At 67.5% G+C, this 19,621-nt stretch carries 17 protein-coding genes; 11 read left to right on the top strand and 6 right to left on the bottom strand.

The annotated features are described in order from the left end of the window. The first annotated feature begins 12 nt into the window (after window positions 1–12). From FQU96_RS00815 to FQU96_RS00800, 4 genes are all read left to right on the top strand, one after another. Window positions 13–762: an aspartate/glutamate racemase family protein gene (locus FQU96_RS00815; protein WP_146538942.1), complete on the top strand. Its 750-nt coding sequence runs from the start codon at window positions 13–15 to the stop codon at window positions 760–762. A 141-nt stretch (window positions 763–903) separates the two neighbouring features. Continuing rightward, complete coding sequence (gene pcaF / locus FQU96_RS00810) at window positions 904–2,106, top strand: 3-oxoadipyl-CoA thiolase (RefSeq protein WP_146538941.1); 1,203 nt, start codon at window positions 904–906, stop codon at window positions 2,104–2,106. 153 nt (window positions 2,107–2,259) lie between these two features. Continuing rightward, window positions 2,260–2,700, top strand: a complete 441-nt coding sequence (locus FQU96_RS00805; protein WP_370461343.1) for an MgtC/SapB family protein — start codon at window positions 2,260–2,262, stop codon at window positions 2,698–2,700. A 32-nt stretch (window positions 2,701–2,732) separates the two neighbouring features. Beyond that, the gene (locus tag FQU96_RS00800; RefSeq protein WP_146538939.1) at window positions 2,733–5,138 is read left to right on the top strand and encodes a molybdopterin-dependent oxidoreductase; all 2,406 of its coding nucleotides are present in this window, start codon (window positions 2,733–2,735) and stop codon (window positions 5,136–5,138) included. A 46-nt stretch (window positions 5,139–5,184) separates the two neighbouring features. On the opposite strand, the gene FQU96_RS00795 is transcribed toward FQU96_RS00800, so the two are convergent. From FQU96_RS00795 to FQU96_RS00785, 3 genes are all read right to left on the bottom strand, one after another. Further along, window positions 5,185–5,808 carry a LysE family translocator gene (locus FQU96_RS00795; RefSeq protein ID WP_146538938.1) on the bottom strand — a complete coding sequence of 208 codons (624 nt, stop codon included), beginning with the start codon at window positions 5,806–5,808 and terminating at the stop codon, window positions 5,185–5,187. A 110-nt stretch (window positions 5,809–5,918) separates the two neighbouring features. Then, window positions 5,919–6,566: a hypothetical protein gene (locus FQU96_RS00790; RefSeq protein ID WP_146538937.1), complete on the bottom strand. Its 648-nt coding sequence runs from the start codon at window positions 6,564–6,566 to the stop codon at window positions 5,919–5,921. A 28-nt stretch (window positions 6,567–6,594) separates the two neighbouring features. Continuing rightward, window positions 6,595–7,608, bottom strand: coding sequence for a M48 family metallopeptidase (locus tag FQU96_RS00785; protein ID WP_178130227.1), 1,014 nt, complete (start codon window positions 7,606–7,608; stop codon window positions 6,595–6,597). A gap of 45 nt (window positions 7,609–7,653) precedes the next feature. On the opposite strand from FQU96_RS00785, the gene FQU96_RS00780 reads away from it, so the two are divergent. Next, on the top strand, window positions 7,654–8,061 hold the full coding sequence (locus FQU96_RS00780; RefSeq protein WP_146538935.1) for a carboxymuconolactone decarboxylase family protein: 408 nt from the start codon (window positions 7,654–7,656) through the stop codon (window positions 8,059–8,061). A gap of 281 nt (window positions 8,062–8,342) precedes the next feature. On the opposite strand, the gene FQU96_RS00775 is transcribed toward FQU96_RS00780, so the two are convergent. Then, the gene (locus tag FQU96_RS00775) at window positions 8,343–9,212 is read right to left on the bottom strand and encodes a LysR substrate-binding domain-containing protein (protein ID WP_178130226.1); all 870 of its coding nucleotides are present in this window, start codon (window positions 9,210–9,212) and stop codon (window positions 8,343–8,345) included. 97 nt (window positions 9,213–9,309) lie between these two features. On the opposite strand from FQU96_RS00775, the gene FQU96_RS00770 reads away from it, so the two are divergent. After that, complete coding sequence (locus FQU96_RS00770) at window positions 9,310–10,224, top strand: DMT family transporter (RefSeq protein WP_178130225.1); 915 nt, start codon at window positions 9,310–9,312, stop codon at window positions 10,222–10,224. Between the two features lie 112 nt (window positions 10,225–10,336). Here FQU96_RS00770 and rtcR read toward each other — a convergent pair whose 3' ends face one another. Beyond that, window positions 10,337–11,935 carry an RNA repair transcriptional activator RtcR gene (rtcR, locus tag FQU96_RS00765; protein ID WP_146538932.1) on the bottom strand — a complete coding sequence of 533 codons (1,599 nt, stop codon included), beginning with the start codon at window positions 11,933–11,935 and terminating at the stop codon, window positions 10,337–10,339. Window positions 11,936–12,132: 197 nt separating this feature from the next. Between rtcR and FQU96_RS00760 the strand changes: the two genes are divergently transcribed. From FQU96_RS00760 to FQU96_RS00745, 4 genes are all read left to right on the top strand, one after another. After that, the gene (locus FQU96_RS00760) at window positions 12,133–13,692 is read left to right on the top strand and encodes a TROVE domain-containing protein (protein ID WP_146538931.1); all 1,560 of its coding nucleotides are present in this window, start codon (window positions 12,133–12,135) and stop codon (window positions 13,690–13,692) included. Between the two features lie 518 nt (window positions 13,693–14,210). Further along, complete coding sequence (locus FQU96_RS00755) at window positions 14,211–15,410, top strand: RtcB family protein (RefSeq protein ID WP_178130224.1); 1,200 nt, start codon at window positions 14,211–14,213, stop codon at window positions 15,408–15,410. An 89-nt stretch (window positions 15,411–15,499) separates the two neighbouring features. Continuing rightward, a complete protein-coding gene (gene rtcA / locus FQU96_RS00750; RefSeq protein WP_146538930.1) occupies window positions 15,500–16,525 on the top strand; it encodes an RNA 3'-terminal phosphate cyclase in 1,026 nt (341 codons plus the stop codon). A gap of 266 nt (window positions 16,526–16,791) precedes the next feature. Continuing rightward, a complete protein-coding gene (locus tag FQU96_RS00745; RefSeq protein ID WP_178130223.1) occupies window positions 16,792–17,967 on the top strand; it encodes an aminotransferase class V-fold PLP-dependent enzyme in 1,176 nt (391 codons plus the stop codon). A gap of 49 nt (window positions 17,968–18,016) precedes the next feature. On the opposite strand, the gene FQU96_RS00740 is transcribed toward FQU96_RS00745, so the two are convergent. Further along, window positions 18,017–18,484 carry a hypothetical protein gene (locus FQU96_RS00740; protein ID WP_146538928.1) on the bottom strand — a complete coding sequence of 156 codons (468 nt, stop codon included), beginning with the start codon at window positions 18,482–18,484 and terminating at the stop codon, window positions 18,017–18,019. 159 nt (window positions 18,485–18,643) lie between these two features. Between FQU96_RS00740 and hisA the strand changes: the two genes are divergently transcribed. Further along, window positions 18,644–19,372: a 1-(5-phosphoribosyl)-5-[(5-phosphoribosylamino)methylideneamino]imidazole-4-carboxamide isomerase gene (gene hisA, locus FQU96_RS00735; RefSeq protein ID WP_146538927.1), complete on the top strand. Its 729-nt coding sequence runs from the start codon at window positions 18,644–18,646 to the stop codon at window positions 19,370–19,372. Window positions 19,373–19,621 lie beyond the last annotated feature (249 nt).

Raw genomic sequence — 19,621 nt, 5'->3', positions numbered from 1 at the left:
CGGAGGACCCCGATGCGTCTGTTGCTGATCAACCCCAACACGACGGCGGCGATCACCGACAAGGTGGTGGCCATGGCGCAGACCGTGGCGACACCGGCGACCGAACTGGTGGCCGTGACGGGCCGTTTCGGCGCCGCCTACGTCGCCAGCCGCGCCGCCTACGCGGTGGCCGCGCATGCCACGCTCGACGCCTGGGCCGAGACACCCGGTCCGTTCGACGCCGTCGTGCTGGCCTGTTTCGGCGACCCCGGCCTCGATGCCCTGCGCGAGTTGTCGGCGGTGCCGGTTGTCGGCATGGCCGAGGCGTCCATCCAGGCCGCCTGCCAGCTCGGCGGCCGTTTCGGCATCGTCACCGGCGGTGAACGCTGGGGACCGATGTTGCGCGAGTTTGTCGCGGCGCGCGGCCTGTCCGACCGCCTGGCCTGTGTCCATACGGTGGCACCGACCGGCGCCGACATTGCGCGCGACCCCGACGGATCGCTGGCCGTGCTGGCAACCGCCTGTACCCACGCCGTCGACGGCGGGGCCGACACGGTGATCCTGGGCGGCGCCGGACTGGCCGGCCTGGCGGGACGGCTGTCGCATCGCGTGCCGGTGCCGTTGATCGACGGCGTGGCGGCGGCGGTCGGACAAGCCGAAGCACTGGCACGACTGGGGACGGCCAAGAGCCGGACCGGCAGCTTCGCCCTGCCGCCGCCTGTCGGCAGTGTCGGTCTGTCGAGCGGACTGGCAGCACGACTGGCGGGTCACACGAGCGCGTGATCGGCGAGTCCAGCGCTGCCGCATGCCGCCGTTGCGGCACCGACATTGCTTGGCCTTCGACTCCGACGCCCGACGATGTTAACGAGAAATTTCCCGGCCACCCGATCCGGCCGGTCGTTTCGTCGGCAAATGGAGTTCACGATGACCGACGCCTTCATCTGCGACACCGTGCGCACCCCGATCGGGCGCTATAACGGCGCGCTTTCCAGTGTCCGCACCGATGATCTGGCGGCATTGCCGCTCAAGGCGCTGATGACCCGCAATCCCGGTGTCGACTGGGGTGCGGTTGACGACATCGTCTATGGCTGCGTCAACCAGGCCGGCGAAGACAACCGCAATGTGGCGCGCATGGCCGGGCTGCTGGCCGGACTGCCGGTGGAGGTCGCCGGCGCCACGGTGAACCGCCTGTGCGGCTCGGGCATCGAGGCCACGGCCGCCGCGGCCCGCGCCATCAAGACCGGCGAGGCGCAGATCATGATCGCCGGCGGTGTCGAGGGCATGACGCGGTCGCCCTACGTCATGGGCAAACCGGCCCAGGGCTTCGATCGCAGCATGAAGCTCGAGGACACGGTGCTGGGCTGGCGCTTCGTCAATGCGGCGATGAAGGCGCGCTACGGCGTCGACGCCATGGGCCAGACCGCGGAAAACGTCGCCCAGGAGCACCAGATCAGCCGCGTCGACCAGGACGCGTTCGCCTATCGCAGCCAGCAGCGCTGCAAGAAGGCCACCGAGCGCGGCTTCTTCAAGAAGGAGCTGATCCCGGTCACGGTCAAGAAGGGCAAGACCGAGAGCGTGGTGGAGGCTGACGAGCATCCGCGCTTCGACACCACGATGGAAGGCCTGTCCAAGTTGCCGCCGGCTTTCCACGAGGAAGGCTCCGTCACGGCGGGCAACTCCTCGGGCATCAATGACGGCGCCTGCGCCATGATCATTGCCTCGGAAAAGGCGGCCAAGGGCCAGGGCCTGACGCCGCGGGCACGCGTGATCGCCACGGCCGCGGCCGGTGTGCCGCCGCGGGTGATGGGCATCGGGCCGGTGCCGGCGTCGCGCAAGGTGCTGGAGATCGCCGGGCTGAAGATCTCCGACATGGACGTAGTCGAGCTCAACGAGGCGTTCGCGGCACAGGGCCTGGCCGTGATGCGCCAGCTGGGTCTGTCCGACTGCGCCGACCATGTGAATGCCAACGGCGGCGCCATTGCGCTGGGCCATCCGCTGGGCGCCAGCGGCGGGCGGCTGATCATGACGGCCATCAACCAGCTCGAGGCGACCGGCGGCCGCTATGCGTTGTGCACCATGTGCATCGGCGTCGGCCAGGGCATCGCCATGGTGATTGAACGGGTTTGATTGGCGTAGCGTAGCGTACCCCTCTCTCAACTACAGGGGCGCCGTATGGCGCCCTTTTTCTTTGGCCAAGCCTCAATTGGCCCGCATGCTGGGAGGGCGCGGCAGTCGCGCGGATCAAGAAAAATCAAGGAGGCCGTCTTGGACTTCTCATTCCTGAGCGACTTTCGCATCGTGCCTCATCTTGTGGCCCTTTCCATTGCCTATGCGCTGGCGCTGCCGATCGCCTGGAATCGCGAACAGGAAGAGCGCAGCGCAGGCTTGCGCACATTTCCGTTGGTAGCGCTCGCGAGCTGCGGTTTCATCCAGGCGACGGAAGAGCTGGTGAAAACCTCGCCCGAAGCCATGGCGCGCATCGTCGAGGGCCTGATTACAGGCGTGGGCTTCATCGGCGGCGGTGCGATCCTGAAGATCGGCAGTTCGGTGCAGGGCACCGCCACTGCCGCCAGCCTTTGGGCAACAGGTGCGATCGGTGCGGCCGTCGGGCTGGGCAGTTATGACGTTGCTGTCACCATCGCGGCTTTTACAATGCTGACCCTGAAGCTGCTGACGCCCTTGAAACAAGAGGGACAGTCCGAGGAACGTAAGGACCGGTAGATGCTTCCTCTCCACGACCGACGCTCCCGCCCATGAGCGAGACCCGAACACCCACGTTCTGCCCGCTGTGCCGTTCGCGCTGCGGCGCCATCGCGGTCGTGCGCGATGAAAAGCTGGTGGCGCTGGAAGCCGATCCCAGCCACCCCACCGGCGAGGCGCTGTGCATCAAGGGCAAGGCCGCACCGGAGATCGTCGCCAACCCCAACCGGCTGCTGCACCCGCTGATCCGCACCGCGCCCAAGGATGCCGCCGATCCGCAATGGCGACGCGCTAGCTGGGACGAAGCGCTGGCACTGGTGGCCGGCAAGCTGTCACAGATCGCCCGGACCCACGGCGCGGAAGCCGTCGCCTTCGCCTCGACGTCGCCCAGCGGCGCGCCGATCTCCGACGCGCTGGTGTGGGTCGAGCGTCTGATCAACCGCTTCGGCAGCCCCAACTGCCTTTACGCCACCGAGATCTGCAACTGGCACAAGGACCACGCCCACGAATTCACCTGGGGCGTCGGTATCCGCTCACCCGATTTCGACGACACCGGCTGCGTGCTGCTGTGGGGCCACAATCCGACCGCGTCCTGGCTCGACCATACGCTGGGCGTGGCACGGGCCCGACGCAAGCGGGCCAAGGTCGTGGTCGTCGACCCACGCCGCGCCGGTCCCGCGATCGGCGCCGACGCCTGGTTGCGCGTGCGGCCGGGCACCGACGGTGCGCTCGCGCTGTCGATCGCGCACGTCATGCTGGAGCGCGGCTGGTTCGACGCGGCGTTCGTCCGGCAATGGAGCAACGGCCCGCTGCTGGTGCGCACCGACACCGGCCGCTTCCTGCGCATGGGCGACCTCGATGGCAGCGGTGATGCGCGGCTGGCGGCCTGGGACCGCGTCGCCAGTCGCCCTGCCCCTTACGACCCGCAGCGCGGCTACGATGCCGACATCGATACCGATCTGCTGGCGCTGCGCGGCGGCGTCACGCTGGACGGGCCGCACGGCACCATCACCTGCCGCACGGCGTTCGATCTCTACGCAGCGCAATGCCGCGACTATCCGCCCGAGCGGGCTGCCGAGATCTGCTGGGTGCCCGCCGCCGAGATCGAGCGCACGGCGCAGTTGCTGCACGAGTCGCGGCCGGTCTGTCTCTACGCCTGGACCGGCGTCGGCCAGCACACCAACGCCACCCAGACCGATCGCGCCATCGCCATCCTGCACATGCTGACCGGCAGCCATGATGTGCCGGGCGGCAACTTCGCACCGACATTGCCGGCGGCGGCCGACATGAGCGGCCGTGACCTGATGCCGCCGGCGCAGCGAGCCAAGGCGTTGGGGCTACACGAGCGCCCGCTGGGACCACCGGCACGCGGCTGGGTGCGGACCGACGATTTCTGTCGTGCCGTACTGCACGGCGAACCCTACGCCGTGGCCGGCTTGGTCGCTTTCGGCGCCAATCTCGCCGTCTCGCATGCCGACAGCCGATCGATCGTCGACGCGCTGAAGCGCCTCGACTTCTACGTCCACTGCGACGTGATCATGAACCCGACGGCGCAGTTCGCCGACGTGGTCCTGCCGGTGAACATGCCCTTCGAACGCGACGCGCTGCGCATCGGGTTCGACCCGACGCAAGCAGCGGCGCGGCGTGTGCAGTACCGTCATGCCATCCTGCCGTCGCAGGGCGAGAGCCGGTCTGACGCCTGGATCATCTTCCAGCTGGCGCAGCGCCTGGGCTTCGGCGCCGATTTCTGGAACGGCGACATCGAGGCCGGCTATGCCGCGATCCTGGCGCCGTTGGGGATCACCCTCGACACCTTGCGCCAGTCGCCGGCCGGCATCGACCTGCCGCTGGCGCCGCGCTACCGCCGCTTCGCCGAGCTGGTCGATGGCGTGCCGCGCGGCTTCGCCACGCCGACCCGCAAGGCCGAGATCTACTCCGAGCGCCTCCTCGAGCATGGCCAAAGCCCGCTGCCCGACTATGTGCCGCCGATGATGTCACCCGAAACGGCGGGACCGGCGTATCCGCTGGTCCTGACGTCGGCCAAGCGCATCTACTTCAACCACAGCCAGCACCGCGACATCGCAGCCCTGCGGCGGCGCATGCCCGATCCGCTGGTCGAGCTGCATCCCGATACCGCGGCCGCCCGTGGCATTGTCGAAGGCGACTGGGTGCGCCTGCGCACGCCGCGCGGCAGCATCCGCATGCGCGTTACGCTCGATTCGCATCTCGACCCGCGTGTGGTGTCGTCGACCTACGGCTGGTGGGCCGGCAACAAGGCCCTGGGCCTGCCGCCGCTCGATCCGTTCTCGGAAGACGGCGCCAACTACAACCTGCTGATCGGCGATGACCGGCTCGATCCGATCAGCGGCTCGGCGCCGCACCGCTCCTACGCCTGCGAGGTTGAGAAGGATGCTGGGAGCGCGGGCGTCTCGCCCGCATTCGCTCGCAGCAAAGCGTAGAGCGAACGCATGAAGCGGGCGGGACGCCCGCGCTCCCAGGTTTAGACTAGCTTGCGCGGCGCATCGCTGCGGTCAGGGCGCCGGCGCCGATCAGCACACCGCCGCCGACGCGGTTGACCACGCGACGGACCTGGGGCCGGCGAATGACGCCGCCGGCGCGGCTGGCCAGCAGGCCATAGAGACTAGCGTTGAGCGCGGCCAGCGTGACGAACGTGGCGACGAGGATCGCGGCCTGCGGTGCCCAGGCGTGCGACGGATCCATGAACTGCGGCACGAAGGCGATGAAGAACAGGATGCTCTTGGGGTTCAGCGCCGTGACGGCATAGGCGTGCGCCATCATCACCCATGGCGAACGGCGCTCGATCGTCGCCGTGAGGTCGTCGCCGACGGGCGCGCGCCACAACCGGATGCCGAGATAGATCAGATAGGCGGCACCGACCCACTTCAGGACTGTAAAGAGATCGCTCGATGCTGCCAGCAGCGCGCCGACGCCCAGCAGCGACAGGCTCATCGCCGTGAGGTCGCCCAGCGCCACGCCGGCGACGATGGCCAGCGCCGCGCGCCGTCCTTCACCCAGCGCATAGCCGATCACCAGCGCGATGGTGGGGCCGGGGATGATGAGGACGACGATCGCGGCGGCAACAAAGGCAAGCCACAGGTCAAGCGGCATGGCGGTCTCCTCGAAAAGAACGGGAGCCCTCTCCCCCCACTTCGTGGGCGGAGAGGGCTCAGAGGGCCGGCATCAATCCCTCTCCTTTTCGCGACGTCAACCGCGCCGTTTCAGGGTCTTGGGCACCGCCACGAGCCCGTCACGGTGACGTGTTCGCTCTCGGCCATGCGGCCATGCGCCAGGTCGGGTTCGACGTTGGTCAGGCGGAAGCGCCCGCCCAGCCCGTCCCGATCCAGCGTCACCGTTCCCGATGCCTTGGCATCGCGCGCATCGAAGCGCCCCTTCCACGCGCCTTTGCTCGTCATGCCGAGGGAAAAGGACCGCGCCAGCCGCACGGGTCCGGCGGTCCGCAACTGATCCGGCACGGGATCGATTTCCAGGGAGAAGTACTTGACGATCGGGTTGTTGAGCGGTGGATAGCCCGGCGCCGTGCCCATCGGCACCGACGAGCCACCGTCCTCGACCGTCGACGGGTCAGGACCGAAGACCACGCCATATCCCACGACATGGTTCGGCGGATCGCCCGCCGCCGGCGTGGGTTCCGCGGCGCTGGGAAGCCGCACGCGCGCCGGCATGACGCATTTGTGGCGATCATCGCCGCGATGAGAAAAGGTTGCCGCGGCAGCAAACTTGGCGTTCTGGAAGTTGACCGTGACGACGAGGTCCTGGCCAGACGATACCGCTGTCGGTGCTTCGCCGCATGCCGCCACGCAGAGCAACAGGGCGAGCGCCATGGTGCCAGTCTGGAAACGAATCATATCCCCCCTTTCACGGCAGTGCCCGGCGTCAACCGTAGCGCATCAGCGACGGGCCGTGGCGGCGCAACCAGGCCTTGCCGGCCATCATGTCACCTGATGTGAGCTTCTCGGCCAGCGCCCAGAAGCGAGCACCGTGGTTGTGATGAACGAGGTGTGCAATCTCATGCGCCACGACGTAATCCACCACCTCGGGCGGCGCGAACACCAGACGCAACGAAAAAGAGAGCACGCCCGATTTCGCGCAGCTGCCCCATTGGGTCGCTGTATCGCGCAGCGTCACATGAGCCACGGATCTGTCAACACGCGCGGCCTTTTCGCGCACCAAGGGCATCAGGTGGTCACGCAACTGCTTGGTCAGCCAGTCACCCACGCGACGCGACACATGCTCGACGCCGCCCGCGACATGGATCTCGCCACCCTCGATCCACACGGTGCCACGGGCATCCGGCCGGTGACGAATGCGGTGCGGCACGCCGAACAATGGAATCATCGCGCCATCGGAGAACGGCACCGGCTCCTGCCGGCGCTTCAGGCGCACCGCGATCCAGGCCGCGTTCTGGCGCGCGAACGCCAGAGCCTGCTCCTTGGACATGCGCGGTGGTACGATCAACTTCACATGACCGGTGCGCGGATCAACGCGCAACGCGACCCGGCGTGCGCGCGCACTAGGCTCGTATGCGATGGTCAGTGTCTCGCCGGCGTGCTCGATATCGATCGCATCTTCGGCGCGGCTGGTCGCAAGACCGTCCAACGCCGCGAGCGCCCAGGCGATCTTGCTGCGCACATAGCGCTCGATCGTGGCCATGGGCTCCAGGACCGGCGCAACGACCACGACGGTTTTCGCCATGGGATCAACTCTGATGACGATTCGCCGGGCGCGCGCGCTGCGCTCGAACACCACGTCGAGTTGTCGACCGCCTTCGGAGAAGGTGAGCCGACGCGCCGCCTTCGGCGCAGCCGGCACCAGTGCCGGTTGCGGCGGGACATGGCCGAACAGATCGGCGTGCGACTGCACCAGGGGATCGACGCGGCGGCTCGACATTGGGTTAGAGTAAGAGCCCTTCATGCCAGATCAAGTGAGGATAACATGACTACCGATTCGGCGCTTGCCGGCGCTCACGACACGCTCCGCGAAGCCGGTCGCCAGGTGCTGCGCGAGGTACTGGGCGCCCCCTATCTCGAGAAGCGCGACGCCGGCACCACGCCGTTCAATGGCCAGGCGCGGCGGCTCAGCGAGGAGTTCGCCTACGCCACGCTGTGGACGCGCGGCACGCTCGACCGCAAGCAGCGCAGCATGATCACCATCGCCATGCTGTGCGCGCTGAACCGGCCGCACGAGCTGCGCATCCACCTGGTCGGTGCGCTCAACAACGGCTGCACCGCCGAGGAGATCAGCGAGATCTTCACCCACGCCATCGCCTATTGCGGCTTCCCCGCCGCCATCGATGCCCTGCGCACGGCCGAGGAGGTGCTGAAGGAGCACGGCAAGCTGTAAGGGCCATCCCGGGAGCGCGGGCGTCCCCGCCCGCATCGCCGGCGAAAGCTTTGCGTTCGTCCGAGCGCGAAGCACCTGACATGAGCGGGCCAGAGGCCCGCGCTCCCGGGAACCCTGGCGCGATGGGCGGCAGGCGCCTGGGCTATATCCGGATATAAAAACGCCTCGCCGAATCGCGTGACAACAATGACAACAACGACAACAATTCAAACAGCCCGCATCAGCCGATCAGCGCATATGGGTGGCCGTCCCCGGCACAACAAGCGGAACGAAAATAGACATCACCCCGCCATGCGCAGCGGTGTGCGCGTGGCCAGTTCGTCCGTCAGCACGGCGGCCAGACGCCGTGCCGCCACCGACAGCGTCGCCGACTGACGCAGCGCGATACGGATCTCGGGCAGCGTCGGAAAACCGTCACCGGGGCCCAGGCGCCGCCAGCCTGCCGGCGCCGTGCTGTCGACCAGCAGGGTGATCGCAAGACCACACGACACCGCCGATACCAGGCCGGCGATGCTGGCGCTGGTGTAGGCCAGGCGCCAGCGCCGGTCGCGCGTGTCGAGCGCCTTCAGCCCGTAGTCGCGAAAGACGCAGCCGGTCGGGAACAGCGCCAGCGGCAGCGGATCGAGTGTCTCGGGGCGATGGTCGGGTGCCGCGATCCAGCGCAACGGCTCGCGCCGCACGACACGCCCGAGGTCTTCGTCGGGCCGCTGCGTGATCAGCGCCAGGTCGAGCCGGTTGCGGTCCATCTCGCGGTTCAGCGCGTAGCTCAGCATGCAGACGATCTCGACCTCGACCCGCGGAAACTCGGCCGCGAAGCGCGCCACGATCGGCGGCAGGAAGACGCTGGCGTAGTCATCCGGCACACCCAGGCGCACCCGGCCGGCAACCTGCGACGGCTTGAGCGCCTGCACCGCCTCATCGTGCAAGGACAGCATGCGCCGGGCATAGCCCAGCAGGCGTTCACCCTCCGGCGTCGGCGATACGCCGGCGCGGCCGCGCCGCAGCAGGCGATGACCCGCGGTCTCTTCCAGCCGGGCGATCTGCATGCTGAGCCCCGACTGGGTGCGGCCCAGGTGCCGCGCCGCTGCCGTGAAGCCGCCGTGATCGATGACGGCGGCAAGGCCGCGCAGCTGGTCAAGATCGAGGTTCATCATCCATCACCACTTGTGATGATAAGATCATATCAATCTATTTTTCTTATGCCAACGGCGGCCCTATGTGATGGGCCTGGAGCTGGAGACTTCCGCCGTGGCGATCACCCTTACCCTTGCCACCCCCGCCGCACCGCGGGATCCCGCGGTCCGCCGGGCCTTGGTCGAGATCGCCCTGGGCGCCTTGCTGATCGGGGCCGCGCCGGTGCTGGTCCGCTTCGCCGACAGCGCGCCCGCGGCCAGCGCATTCTGGCGCCTGACGCTGGCGACGCCGTTCATGCTGCTGCCGTTCCTGACCCGCTCCAGCGGTCCCGCACCGGGGGCCCGCGGCGGTGCGCTGGCGTGGTCGCTGGCGATGCTGACGGGCGTGTTCTTCGCGGCCGATCTGCTGCTGTTCCATACCGCGCTGGGGCTCACCTCGATCGCGAGTTCAACCCTAATCGTCAACGCAGCGCCGGTGCTGCTGCCGCTGCTCGTGTGGCTGCTGGAGGGCAGGCGGCCGGGCCTTGCCGCCGTCGCGGCGCTTCTGCTGGCTGTCATCGGCGTCGTGATCCTGGCGCTCGGCCGGCTCGATCGCAGCAACGCCGATGTCAGCGGCGATCTGCTGGCCATGGCTGCCGGCGGCGCCTATGCGGTCTATCTGTGGTTGGTGCGGCGCGCCCGCACCGTGCTGTCCACCGGTGCCGTGATGGCGGCCGGTAATGCCGTGGGCGCCGTTTGCCTGGCGATCGTCCTGGTGGTCGAGGGCGCATCGCCATGGCCCGGCTCGTGGACGGGCGCACTGGCGATCCTGGGCCTGGCAGTGCTGGGACAGGTTCTGGGCCAGGGCCTGATCGCGCGCGGCTTGGGCAAGGCACCGGCTGACGCCGCGGGCGCGCTTCTGTTGCTGCCGCCGGTGGCGACGACGGCGCTAGGCTGGCTGGCGTTCGGCGAAACACTGGCCGCGTTGCAGGCCGGCGGCGCGATCCTGGTGCTGATCGCCGTGTTCATGGTGGCACGCGGATCACGGTAATTGGGATGACTCCGTTCCTGGGAGCGCGGGCGTCCCGCCCGCATCAAGGCGAACGCTTCTGCTGTCGCCTGACATGAAATGAGCGGGCGAGACGCCCGCGCTCCCAGGGCAATCACGCCGCGCTCACGCTCTTCCAGTCGAGGTCGAAGCGCGCCAGGTATTTGCGCAGGCGGTCGGCGTCGTTGGCACTCGCCTTCTGCCGGCGTGACTGCGCGAAGAGGGCCCGGCCGGCACTGCTCAGAGACGCGTGCCGCCGGCAGACCTTGACGATTTCGGCGAGTTGCAGGCGGTCGAACAGGTCGACCTGCTCCAGCCGCGTCACACCCATCAGGTCGCGCAACATCGCGTCGGAGTCCGTCGCGGCGACCGGTGTCCAGGCCAGCCGCAGGCGCCCGATCTCCTCGCCGACGATGTCTTCGTCAATGCGGCCCGAGGCCGTCAACGTCGCCATGCGCGTGATCGAAGCGCCGAGATCGCGGAAATTGGCATTCCACGACGCTTCGGGCGACGTCGCGAAGGCAAGATAGCGGGTGCGCGCCTCGCGGTTGAACGTAGTCTGCGTGCCGGCATTGATGGCATAGCGTTGCAGCTCGTAGTCGATGTTCGGTTCGATATCCTCGCGGCGCGCCGACAAGCCGGGCAGTGCGAACGTCCACAGGTTGAGGCGGGCCAGCAGGTCCTCGCGAAACCGGCCCTCGGCCACGGCGGCCGACAGATCGCGGTTGGTGCCGGCAATGAGCTGGAAGTCGCTCGTCACTTCCTTGTCGGCACCGACCGGCAGGAAGCTCTTCTCCTCGATGGCGCGCAGGATCATGGCCTGCTCGTCGAGGCCCAGCTCGCCGATCTCGTCGAGGAACAGGATGCCGCCATGGGCGCCCCGCAGCAGGCCGGTCCGCGCCTGGTGCGCCCCGGTGAACGCCCCCTTGACGTGCCCGAACAGCGCCGACATCGCGCCATCGCCGCGCAAGGTGGCGCAGTTGACCTCGACGAACGGCCCCTCGACCTGATGGCGGGTTTTCTTCAGGTCGTAGATGCGGCGCGCCAGCTGCGATTTTCCGGCACCGGTCGGGCCGATCAGCAGCAGCGGCGCGCGAGAACGGATGGCGACCTTCTCGATCTGGTCGATCATGCGGTTGAAGGCGACGTTGCGGGTGGCGATGCCGGACTTCAGGAACGAAGCACCCTCCTCGCGCTCCTGCCTGAACCGCGTGGCGATGCGGTCATAGCGCGACAGGTCGAGGTCGATGATGTCGTAGCGGCCGACAACCTCGCCGTCCTTGCGCCGCGGCGGGCTGAGCTGCAGCAGCTGCGCCGGCAGGTAGTGCGCCTCGGTCAGCAAGAACCAGCAGATCTGCGCGACGTGGGTCCCTGTCGTGATGTTGACGAGATAATCCTCGGCCGCGGTGTCGAACGGATAGGCGCGTGCGAACCCGTGCAGCGCGCCATAGACCTCCTGGAAATCCCAGGGATCGCGCAGGTCCATGACGTGCGTGCGGACCTCGGTGTCGGGCGAGACCTGTTGGATGTCGCCGCAGATGCGCCGCGCCAGCGATGCAGAGCGCTGATCGTGGATCAGCTCGAGCCGGTCGACCAGGAAGTCCTCGTGCTGGCACATCGCGACCGTGGGCCGCCAATGCTGCCAGCGGTTCTCATGTTTGCCGGCATCCAACGTCGTTCCGAGGAAACCGATCACCACGCGCTTCTTGGACATGATTTATACTAAAATATAAAAAACGATCTTAATAGCTATAAAAAATCGCCATTTCACATATTTCAAATCGCCACCCGATTTTTTTCTTCAGGAATCATCCAATGAAAACAATCCATTAAAAGATTTCTGCGCCTGTCATTCAACGGTTGGCACGCGACTGGCAATAGGACGGGCCAGCAAACGAAGGACAGCGTGTCATGGCCAACAAGAACCTCTTCGCCTCGGTAATCGGCAAGCTGATGCCGCGGACGGATGCGCGCAATCACGAGGGCGCACCGGCCTACGCGTTCACGCCGCGCCATCAGCTGGCGCAGCTGGCGGCGACGGGCACGCTGAACCAGACGTTCTACGCCGACGCCCGCGCGCAGTTCGACGACGTGTACCTGCTGGCGTCCGACCTCGAGCCCGCCTTCATCGCGCGCACGGCGGTGTTCGCCCGCGAGCGCGGCTACATGAAGGACATGCCGGCGCTGTTGCTGGCGCTGCTGTCGACCCTGCCGTCGGCCGAGTTCGCACCGGTATTCCGCCGTGTGATCGACAACGGCAAGATGCTGCGCACCTTCGTGCAGATCATGCGGTCGGGCGCGGTGGGTCGTAGGTCGCTGGGTACGCGGCCGAAGAAGCTCGTGCAGGGCTGGCTGGAGACGGCGTCGGACATCGAGATCATGCGCGCCGCGGTCGGCCAGGACCCGTCGCTGGCGGATGTGATCAAGATGGTCCACCCGAAGCCCGCCGATGCGGGCCGCGCGGCGCTCTACGGCTACCTGATCGGCCGGCCGTACGACGTGGCGGCGCTACCGACGGTCGCGCGCGCCTTCGAGGCCTTCAAGGCCGACCCGTCGGCGCCGTTGCCGGATGTGCCGTTCCAAATGCTGACGGCACTGCCGCTGACGGCGGCGCACTGGGCCGCCATCGGCCGCCAGGCCGGGTGGCACATGCTGCGCATGAACCTCAACACCTTCGCGCGCCATGGCGCGTTCGAGGTCAAAGGGTTCGCCGAGCATGTCGCGCGCCAGCTGTGCGATCGAAAGGCCATCGCACGCGCCAAGGCGTTCCCGTACCAGCTCATGGCGGCCCACGCCATGATCGGCACGGGCGTGCCGCGGATCGTGCGCACGGCGCTGGCGCACGCGATGGAAGTCGCGATCGGCAACGTGCCGACGGTACCGGGTAACGTCGTCGTCTGCCCCGACGTGTCGGGGTCGATGTCCTCGCCGGTGACCGGTTACCGCAAGGGTGCAACGACCGCGGTGCGCTGCATTGATGTCGCGGCGCTGATCGCGGCGGCGATGTTGCGGGCCAATCCGAAGGCGCGCGTGCTGCCGTTCGAGCAGGACGTGGTCGCCATCGAGTTGGACCGACGCGACACGGTGATGGCCAACGCGACGAGGCTGGCTGCGATCGGCGGCGGCGGCACCAACTGCTCGGCACCCATCGAGCGGCTGGTGACGCAGCGGGCCAAGGTCGACCTGGTGGTGATGGTGTCGGACAACGAGTCGTGGGTCGATGCGAACCGGCATCGCCTCCGCGGCACGGGGCTGTTGCAGGCCTGGGAGAATCTCAAGGTGTTCAGCCCGAAGGCCCGCCTCGTCTGCCTCGACATCCAGCCCAACGCCACAACGCAGGCGCCCGAGCGATCGGACATCCTCAACATCGGCGGTTTCTCCGATGCGGTGTTCGAGGTGATCGGTGCCTTCGCCAACGGGACGCTGGGCGCCGACCACTGGGTCGGCGAGATCGAGCGGATCCAGTTGTAGCGCGGCCGCGAACCTGGGCTGGAGGGAATGCAGCCGGGACTACATTGATCACCAGAGGCGGTCCGGCAACGGATGCGCGGGGTGGATGTCCCGACAAACCTAGTCCCTCCAGCCCGATCAGGATGGGTCATGGCGAATGCAGGCGGGAGTACATCCTTTGCAATGTGCCCTCTCGCCGAACACCTTGTCGCCATGGCCCACCTGACTGCACGCGTGACGAATGCTGATGGAACTCCATCGTGTCGCGGGTTCGATCCCCGCCGGGCCGCAAGGTCCGTAGCTCAGTGGTAGAGCAGAGGCCTTAATAAGGTCAGGTTTCATCGATACTTGTCGTCACACGTCGACATAGGGGCGAATGCCGGCGGGATTACATGGTTTGAGTGCCTGCGCGAGCAGGAGGCGATGGTTCGATCCCATCCGGGTCTCGACAGCGGCCCGAAGCTCGGAAGACATCCCGCCATCCGTCGTCGCCACCTGGGGCAACACCCGTTCGATTGAGCGAAAGAAGGAAGAAGATCATGTCGACCAACTACGAAATGCTCGGCGGGGCAACCGCGACGCCGGTGAAGATGTGGACGCGCGGCGTGCCGGTGGAAGCCGAAGCGCGCGACCAGCTGCGTAACATCGCCAACCTGCCGTTCATCCATAGCCACGTGGCGGTGATGCCGGATGTCCATCTCGGCAAGGGCGCGACCGTGGGTTCGGTGATCCCGACCCGGGGCGCGATCGTGCCGGCGGCCGTCGGTGTCGATATCGGTTGCGGCATGTGCGCGGTCCAGCTCAGCCTGGGCGCGAGCGACCTGCCGGACACGCTGCGCGACGTGCGGATGGCGATCGAGGCGGCCGTGCCGGTGGGCGCGGCGTCGCACAAGGACGTGCCGCGGGCAGTCGAGAACCTGTGGTTCTCGACCCTGAAGGACCGGTACTTCGCGATCGAGCGCAAGCATCCGGACTTCGCGCCCAAGCAGTCGGGTGCGTTCCAGATCGGCACGCTGGGCGGCGGCAACCACTTCATCGAGCTGTGCCTCGACGAGGCGGAGCGCGTGTGGGTGATGCTGCATTCGGGGTCGCGCAACATCGGCAACCGGATCGGCAGCTACTTCATCACCCAGGCGCGCGAGGAACTGCAGCGGCAGGACGTGCACCTGCCGGACCGCAACCTGTCCTACTTCGTCGAAGGCTCGACGCTGTTCAACGACTACGTCGAAGCCGTCGGCTGGGCACAGGACTACGCGAAGGCCAACCGCGCGATGATGCTCAAGGCGACCTTGGCCGCGCTCGAGCCGCATCTGCCGGCCTTCACGCTGACGCAGAAGGCGATCAACTGTCACCACAACTACGTGGAGCAGGAGACGCATTTCGGCGAGCGCGTGTGGGTGACCCGAAAGGGTGCGGTGCGTGCCGGTGACGGCGACCTCGGGATCATTCCGGGCTCGATGGGCACGCGCTCCTACATCGTGCGCGGCAAGGGCAACCCGGAGTCGTTCTGCTCGTGCTCGCACGGCGCCGGACGGGCCATGTCGCGTACGGCGGCGAAGAAGCGGTTCACGCTGGAAGACCATGCGGCCGCAACCGCGGGGATCGAATGCCGCAAGGACGAAGGCGTCATCGACGAGACGCCGGCGGCCTACAAGGACATCGACTCCGTGATGGCGGCCCAGGCCGACCTGGTGGACATCGTGCACACGCTGCGACAGGTCGTGTGCGTCAAGGGATAGAAGACCAGGACCACGTGGTCCGGGCGGCCCGCCTCCGGCAGGAGCGGGTCGCCCGCGATCCCGTGCGCGTCCGGTCGGGGAAGAGGACCATGATCACGATCGATGGGACGTACGGCGAGGGCGGCGGGCAGATCCTGCGCTCGGCGCTGACCCTTGCCCTGGTGACGGGCAAGCCGTTCCGGATCGACAACATCCGCGGCGGCCGCGCCAAGCCGGGATTGCTGCGCCAGCACCTCACCTGCGTGCAGGCAGCCGCCCGCATCGGCGATGCGACGGTGGACGGTGCGGCGCTCGGCTCGACGACCCTGCTGTTCCAGCCCAAGGCCGTCAGCGGCGGCGACTACACGTTCAGCATCGGTTCCGCCGGCTCGACGACGCTGGTGTTGCAGACCGTGCTGTTGCCGCTGGCGCTGGCGGGTGCGGTCTCGCAGCTGGTCCTGGGCGGCGGTACGCACAACCAGAGCGCACCGCCCTTCGACTTCCTGCAGCACGCCTTCCTGCCGCTGCTGCGCCGGATGGGCTTCGTGGCGTCGGCAAAGCTGCGGCGCGCCGGTTTCTACCCGGCCGGCGGCGGCGAGATCGAGGTATCGATCTTTCCGCCCGATACGCTGCGCCCGCTGGTCCTGGAGGAACGCGGCAGCCGCACCGGCCAGCGTGCCGACGCGGTGGTCGCCAACCTGCCGTGGGACATCGCCCGGCGCGAGGTCGCCACGGTCGGCCAGATGCTCAACTGGAGCGCGGAGGACCTGCACGCACGCAGCGATGCGCAAGCGCGTGGGCCGGGCAATGTCGTGCTGATCACCTTGGAGCACGAGAACGTCACCGAAGTCATTACCGCCTTCGGCCAGCTCGGCAAGACGGCGGAACAGGTGGCATCGGAGGCAGCGCAGGAAGCCAAGCGCTATCTCGCGACGCCGGCGCCGGTCGGGCCGCACCTCGCCGACCAGCTCCTGCTGCCGATGACGCTCGCGGCCGGCGGCCGTTTCGTGACGACGCCCCTGACGCCGCACGCCACGACCAACATCGCCGTCATCCGGCAGTTTCTTGACATCGCGATCACGGTGACGCCGGCGGGCAATGGCCTCTACGCCGTGACCGTACCGGGCGCCGGATAGCGTCGCGCCCTCTCCGCCCACGGAGTGGGGGGAGAGGGCGCGGCCCATCGCGTAAGCGATGGGAGGGTGAGGTGGGCGGCCAAACAAACGCGGCTTCTCCAACAAGCACACGTTCGTCTTCCACACCCACCTCACCCTCCCACGCTACGCGTGGGCCCCTCCCTCTCCCCCCGCTGCGCGGGCGGAGAGGGTTTCCATAGCGATTCCACTTCAATGAATCCCGCTCTAAGGTGCCGGCCGTTTTGTTGCACCGATGGAGTGTGGTCATGGACGTCGCCCGCCTGCGCGCCGAAACACCCGGCTGCGCCAAGGTCGTTCACCTCAACAATGCCGGCTCGGCCCTGCCGACACAGCGCACGCTCGCTGCCACCCTCGATCACCTGCGCCTGGAGGCCGAGATCGGCGGCTACGAGGCAGCGGACCGCGAGCACGATCGCATCGAGGCGTTCTACCCCTCAGTGGCAAAGCTGATCGGTGCACAGCCTGACGAAATCGCGTTCATCGAGAACGCGACCCGCGCCTGGGACATGGCATTCTATTCGCTGGCCTTCGCGCCGGGTGATTGCATCCTGACCTGCCGCAGCGAATATTCATCGAACTACATTTCCTACCTGCAGGTCGCACACAAGACCGGCGCCGAAATCGTGACGATACCGGACGACGCGCACGGACAAATCGACGTCAAGGCACTGGCCGAGCGTGTGGATCGGCGGACCAAGCTGATCTCGATCAACCACGTGCCGACGCAAGGCGGCCTGGTGAACCCGGCGGCCGAGGTGGGCAAGGTGGCGCGCGCCGCCGGCGTGCCCTACCTGCTCGATGCCTGCCAGACGGTGGGACAGATACCCATCGATGTCGCGGCGATCGGCTGCGACTTCCTGTCGGCGACCGGCCGCAAGTATCTGCGCGGCCCGCGCGGTACGGGCTTCCTCTACGCGCGACGCGAGACCACGGCGCATCTGGAACCGATCTTCCTGGACAACCACGCGGCGCGCTGGACCGGAGCAACGACCTACGAGGTGCGCCCCGATGCGCGCCGGTTCGAGAACTGGGAACGCTATTACGGCGGCGTCCTCGGACTGGCCGCGGCGGTGGATCAGGCCAACGCGCTGGGCGTGGACGCAATCTGGACCCGCATCCAGGCCTTGAGCGCCGCATTGCGGCAGCGCCTGGCCCGTCTCCCGGGCGTCACCCTGACCGACCTGGGCGCCGTGAAGTGCGGCATCGTCACGTTCACCGTTGACGGCGCCAACCACGACGCCATCCGCACCGCCCTGCGCGCCCGCGATATCAACGTGTCGATCTCGACCAAGTTTTCATCACGGCTGGATATGGATGGTCGCGGGCTGGAGACCGTGATCCGCGCCTCGGTGCACATCTACAACACCGAGGACGAACTGGACCGGTTCGTTGCGGCCCTGCAGGCGGTGCGGAATGCCTGACGTCACGACCGCGCAGAGGTGGAACCTGCCAGCCGAGCGTCCGTCAACGCTACCGCGGCGCCCACAAAGCGATCTCGATGACGTCCGGTTCGACGGGGACGCTATCGTCGCGGCTGCCCTGGAATTCCATCCAGCTGATCCGCGCCGTCACGGTAGCGGCATCAAGAAAGAAGACAGGCCCTCCCGGCAAAGGATGAGGCGCCGACGGACTCGATATCGTGAATCGTCGTGACGGAAAGCATGCTTGGGCGGTTTCGACCCGTGTCCATGGCTTGCCGCTCATCGCTTCGACCGGCGCGTGATCCGGTTCGGAATCGTGAATGGCGATACGGATGTGCTGCTGCAGGCAATCGTGGGTGTAAATCACGAGCCCGGCAGCGGGCACGGCGAGGCTACGCCGCTCCATTTCGGCCGTGATCTCCGTTGGAGCCTGGAAGGCAGGATCGTCGCCATCGATAAGATAGAATTGGCCATAGTCCGCCTGCCACGCAAACTTGGCCCAACCGCGTATTGCCAAGATCAGCCCCCGCGCCCGGATATCGTCAGACCCGGATCATAGGCGGCCCGCTTCTCCCCGTCATTGCGCGCCCGCCCGGCCGGGCTTTGCAAATGGGCCCTCATCCGCTAGACAGCGGCCGCCGTCAGGGTCGACGGTTCTCGGGTTGCCGCACACACCATGATTCTGTTTCCCGCCATCGATCTGAAGGACGGCAAGTGCGTGCGCCTGCTGCGCGGCGACATGCAAAAGGCGACGATCTTCGACGTCGCCCCGGCGGACCAGGCGAAGCGTTTCGTCGAGGCCGGCTGCGAGTGGCTGCACCTGGTCGACCTCAACGGTGCCGTGGAAGGCCGCCCGGTCAACCGCGCCGCGGTGGTGTCGATCCTGGAAGCCGTCGGCGACCTGCCGGTGCAGTTGGGCGGCGGCATCCGCAACATCGAAACCGTGGCCTTGTGGCTCGAGGCCGGCGTGCGCCGCGTCATCCTGGGCACCGTCGCGGTCAAGGACCCCGGACTGGTGAAGGATGCCTGCCGCCAGTGGCCCGGCCGCGTCGCCGTCGGCATCGACGCCCGCGACGGACTGGTCGCGGTCGACGGCTGGACCCGGCAATCGACGGTCAAGGCGCTCGACCTGGCGCTGAAGTTCGAGGACGCCGGCGTGGCGGCGATCATCTACACCGACATCAACCGCGACGGCGCCATGGGCGGCGTCAACGTCGATCAGACCGTGACACTGGCGTTGCACCTGACGACACCGGTGATCGCCTCCGGCGGCGTGGCGACGCTGGATGACCTGCGCGAACTGAAGCAGCACGAGAGCGCCGGCATCGTCGGCGTCGTGGCCGGCCGCGCGCTCTACGACGGCCGCATGGGTCTGACCGACGCGCTCAAGGTGATGAAGGGCTAGGGCTTTCCTCCCCGCAATGGGGAAGGCGCCTAGGCTCGAGGGGATTGGCTGAGGCCGGAGCGACACACGCTGGGGCCGCGCCACGCCGTGGCGCGTCATGCTCATGGTATCCGCCAAGGCAGCCCGTGCTCCGCCGGCGAACATCGAATATGACCGCAAGCCATGACGCGCCACGGCGTGGCGCGCCCCCAGCGTCTGACCGTACCGCCTTGGCTCATATGCGGTTGCCCAGCCCGCAAGGAGGAGGGA

This window comes from Reyranella sp. CPCC 100927 (assembly GCF_007859315.1).
In the GTDB taxonomy this organism is placed as follows: Bacteria; Pseudomonadota; Alphaproteobacteria; order Reyranellales; family Reyranellaceae; genus Vineibacter.
The sequence above is the reverse complement of the archived record's forward strand: the minus strand, read 5'-3'. Positions and strand labels throughout refer to the sequence as shown.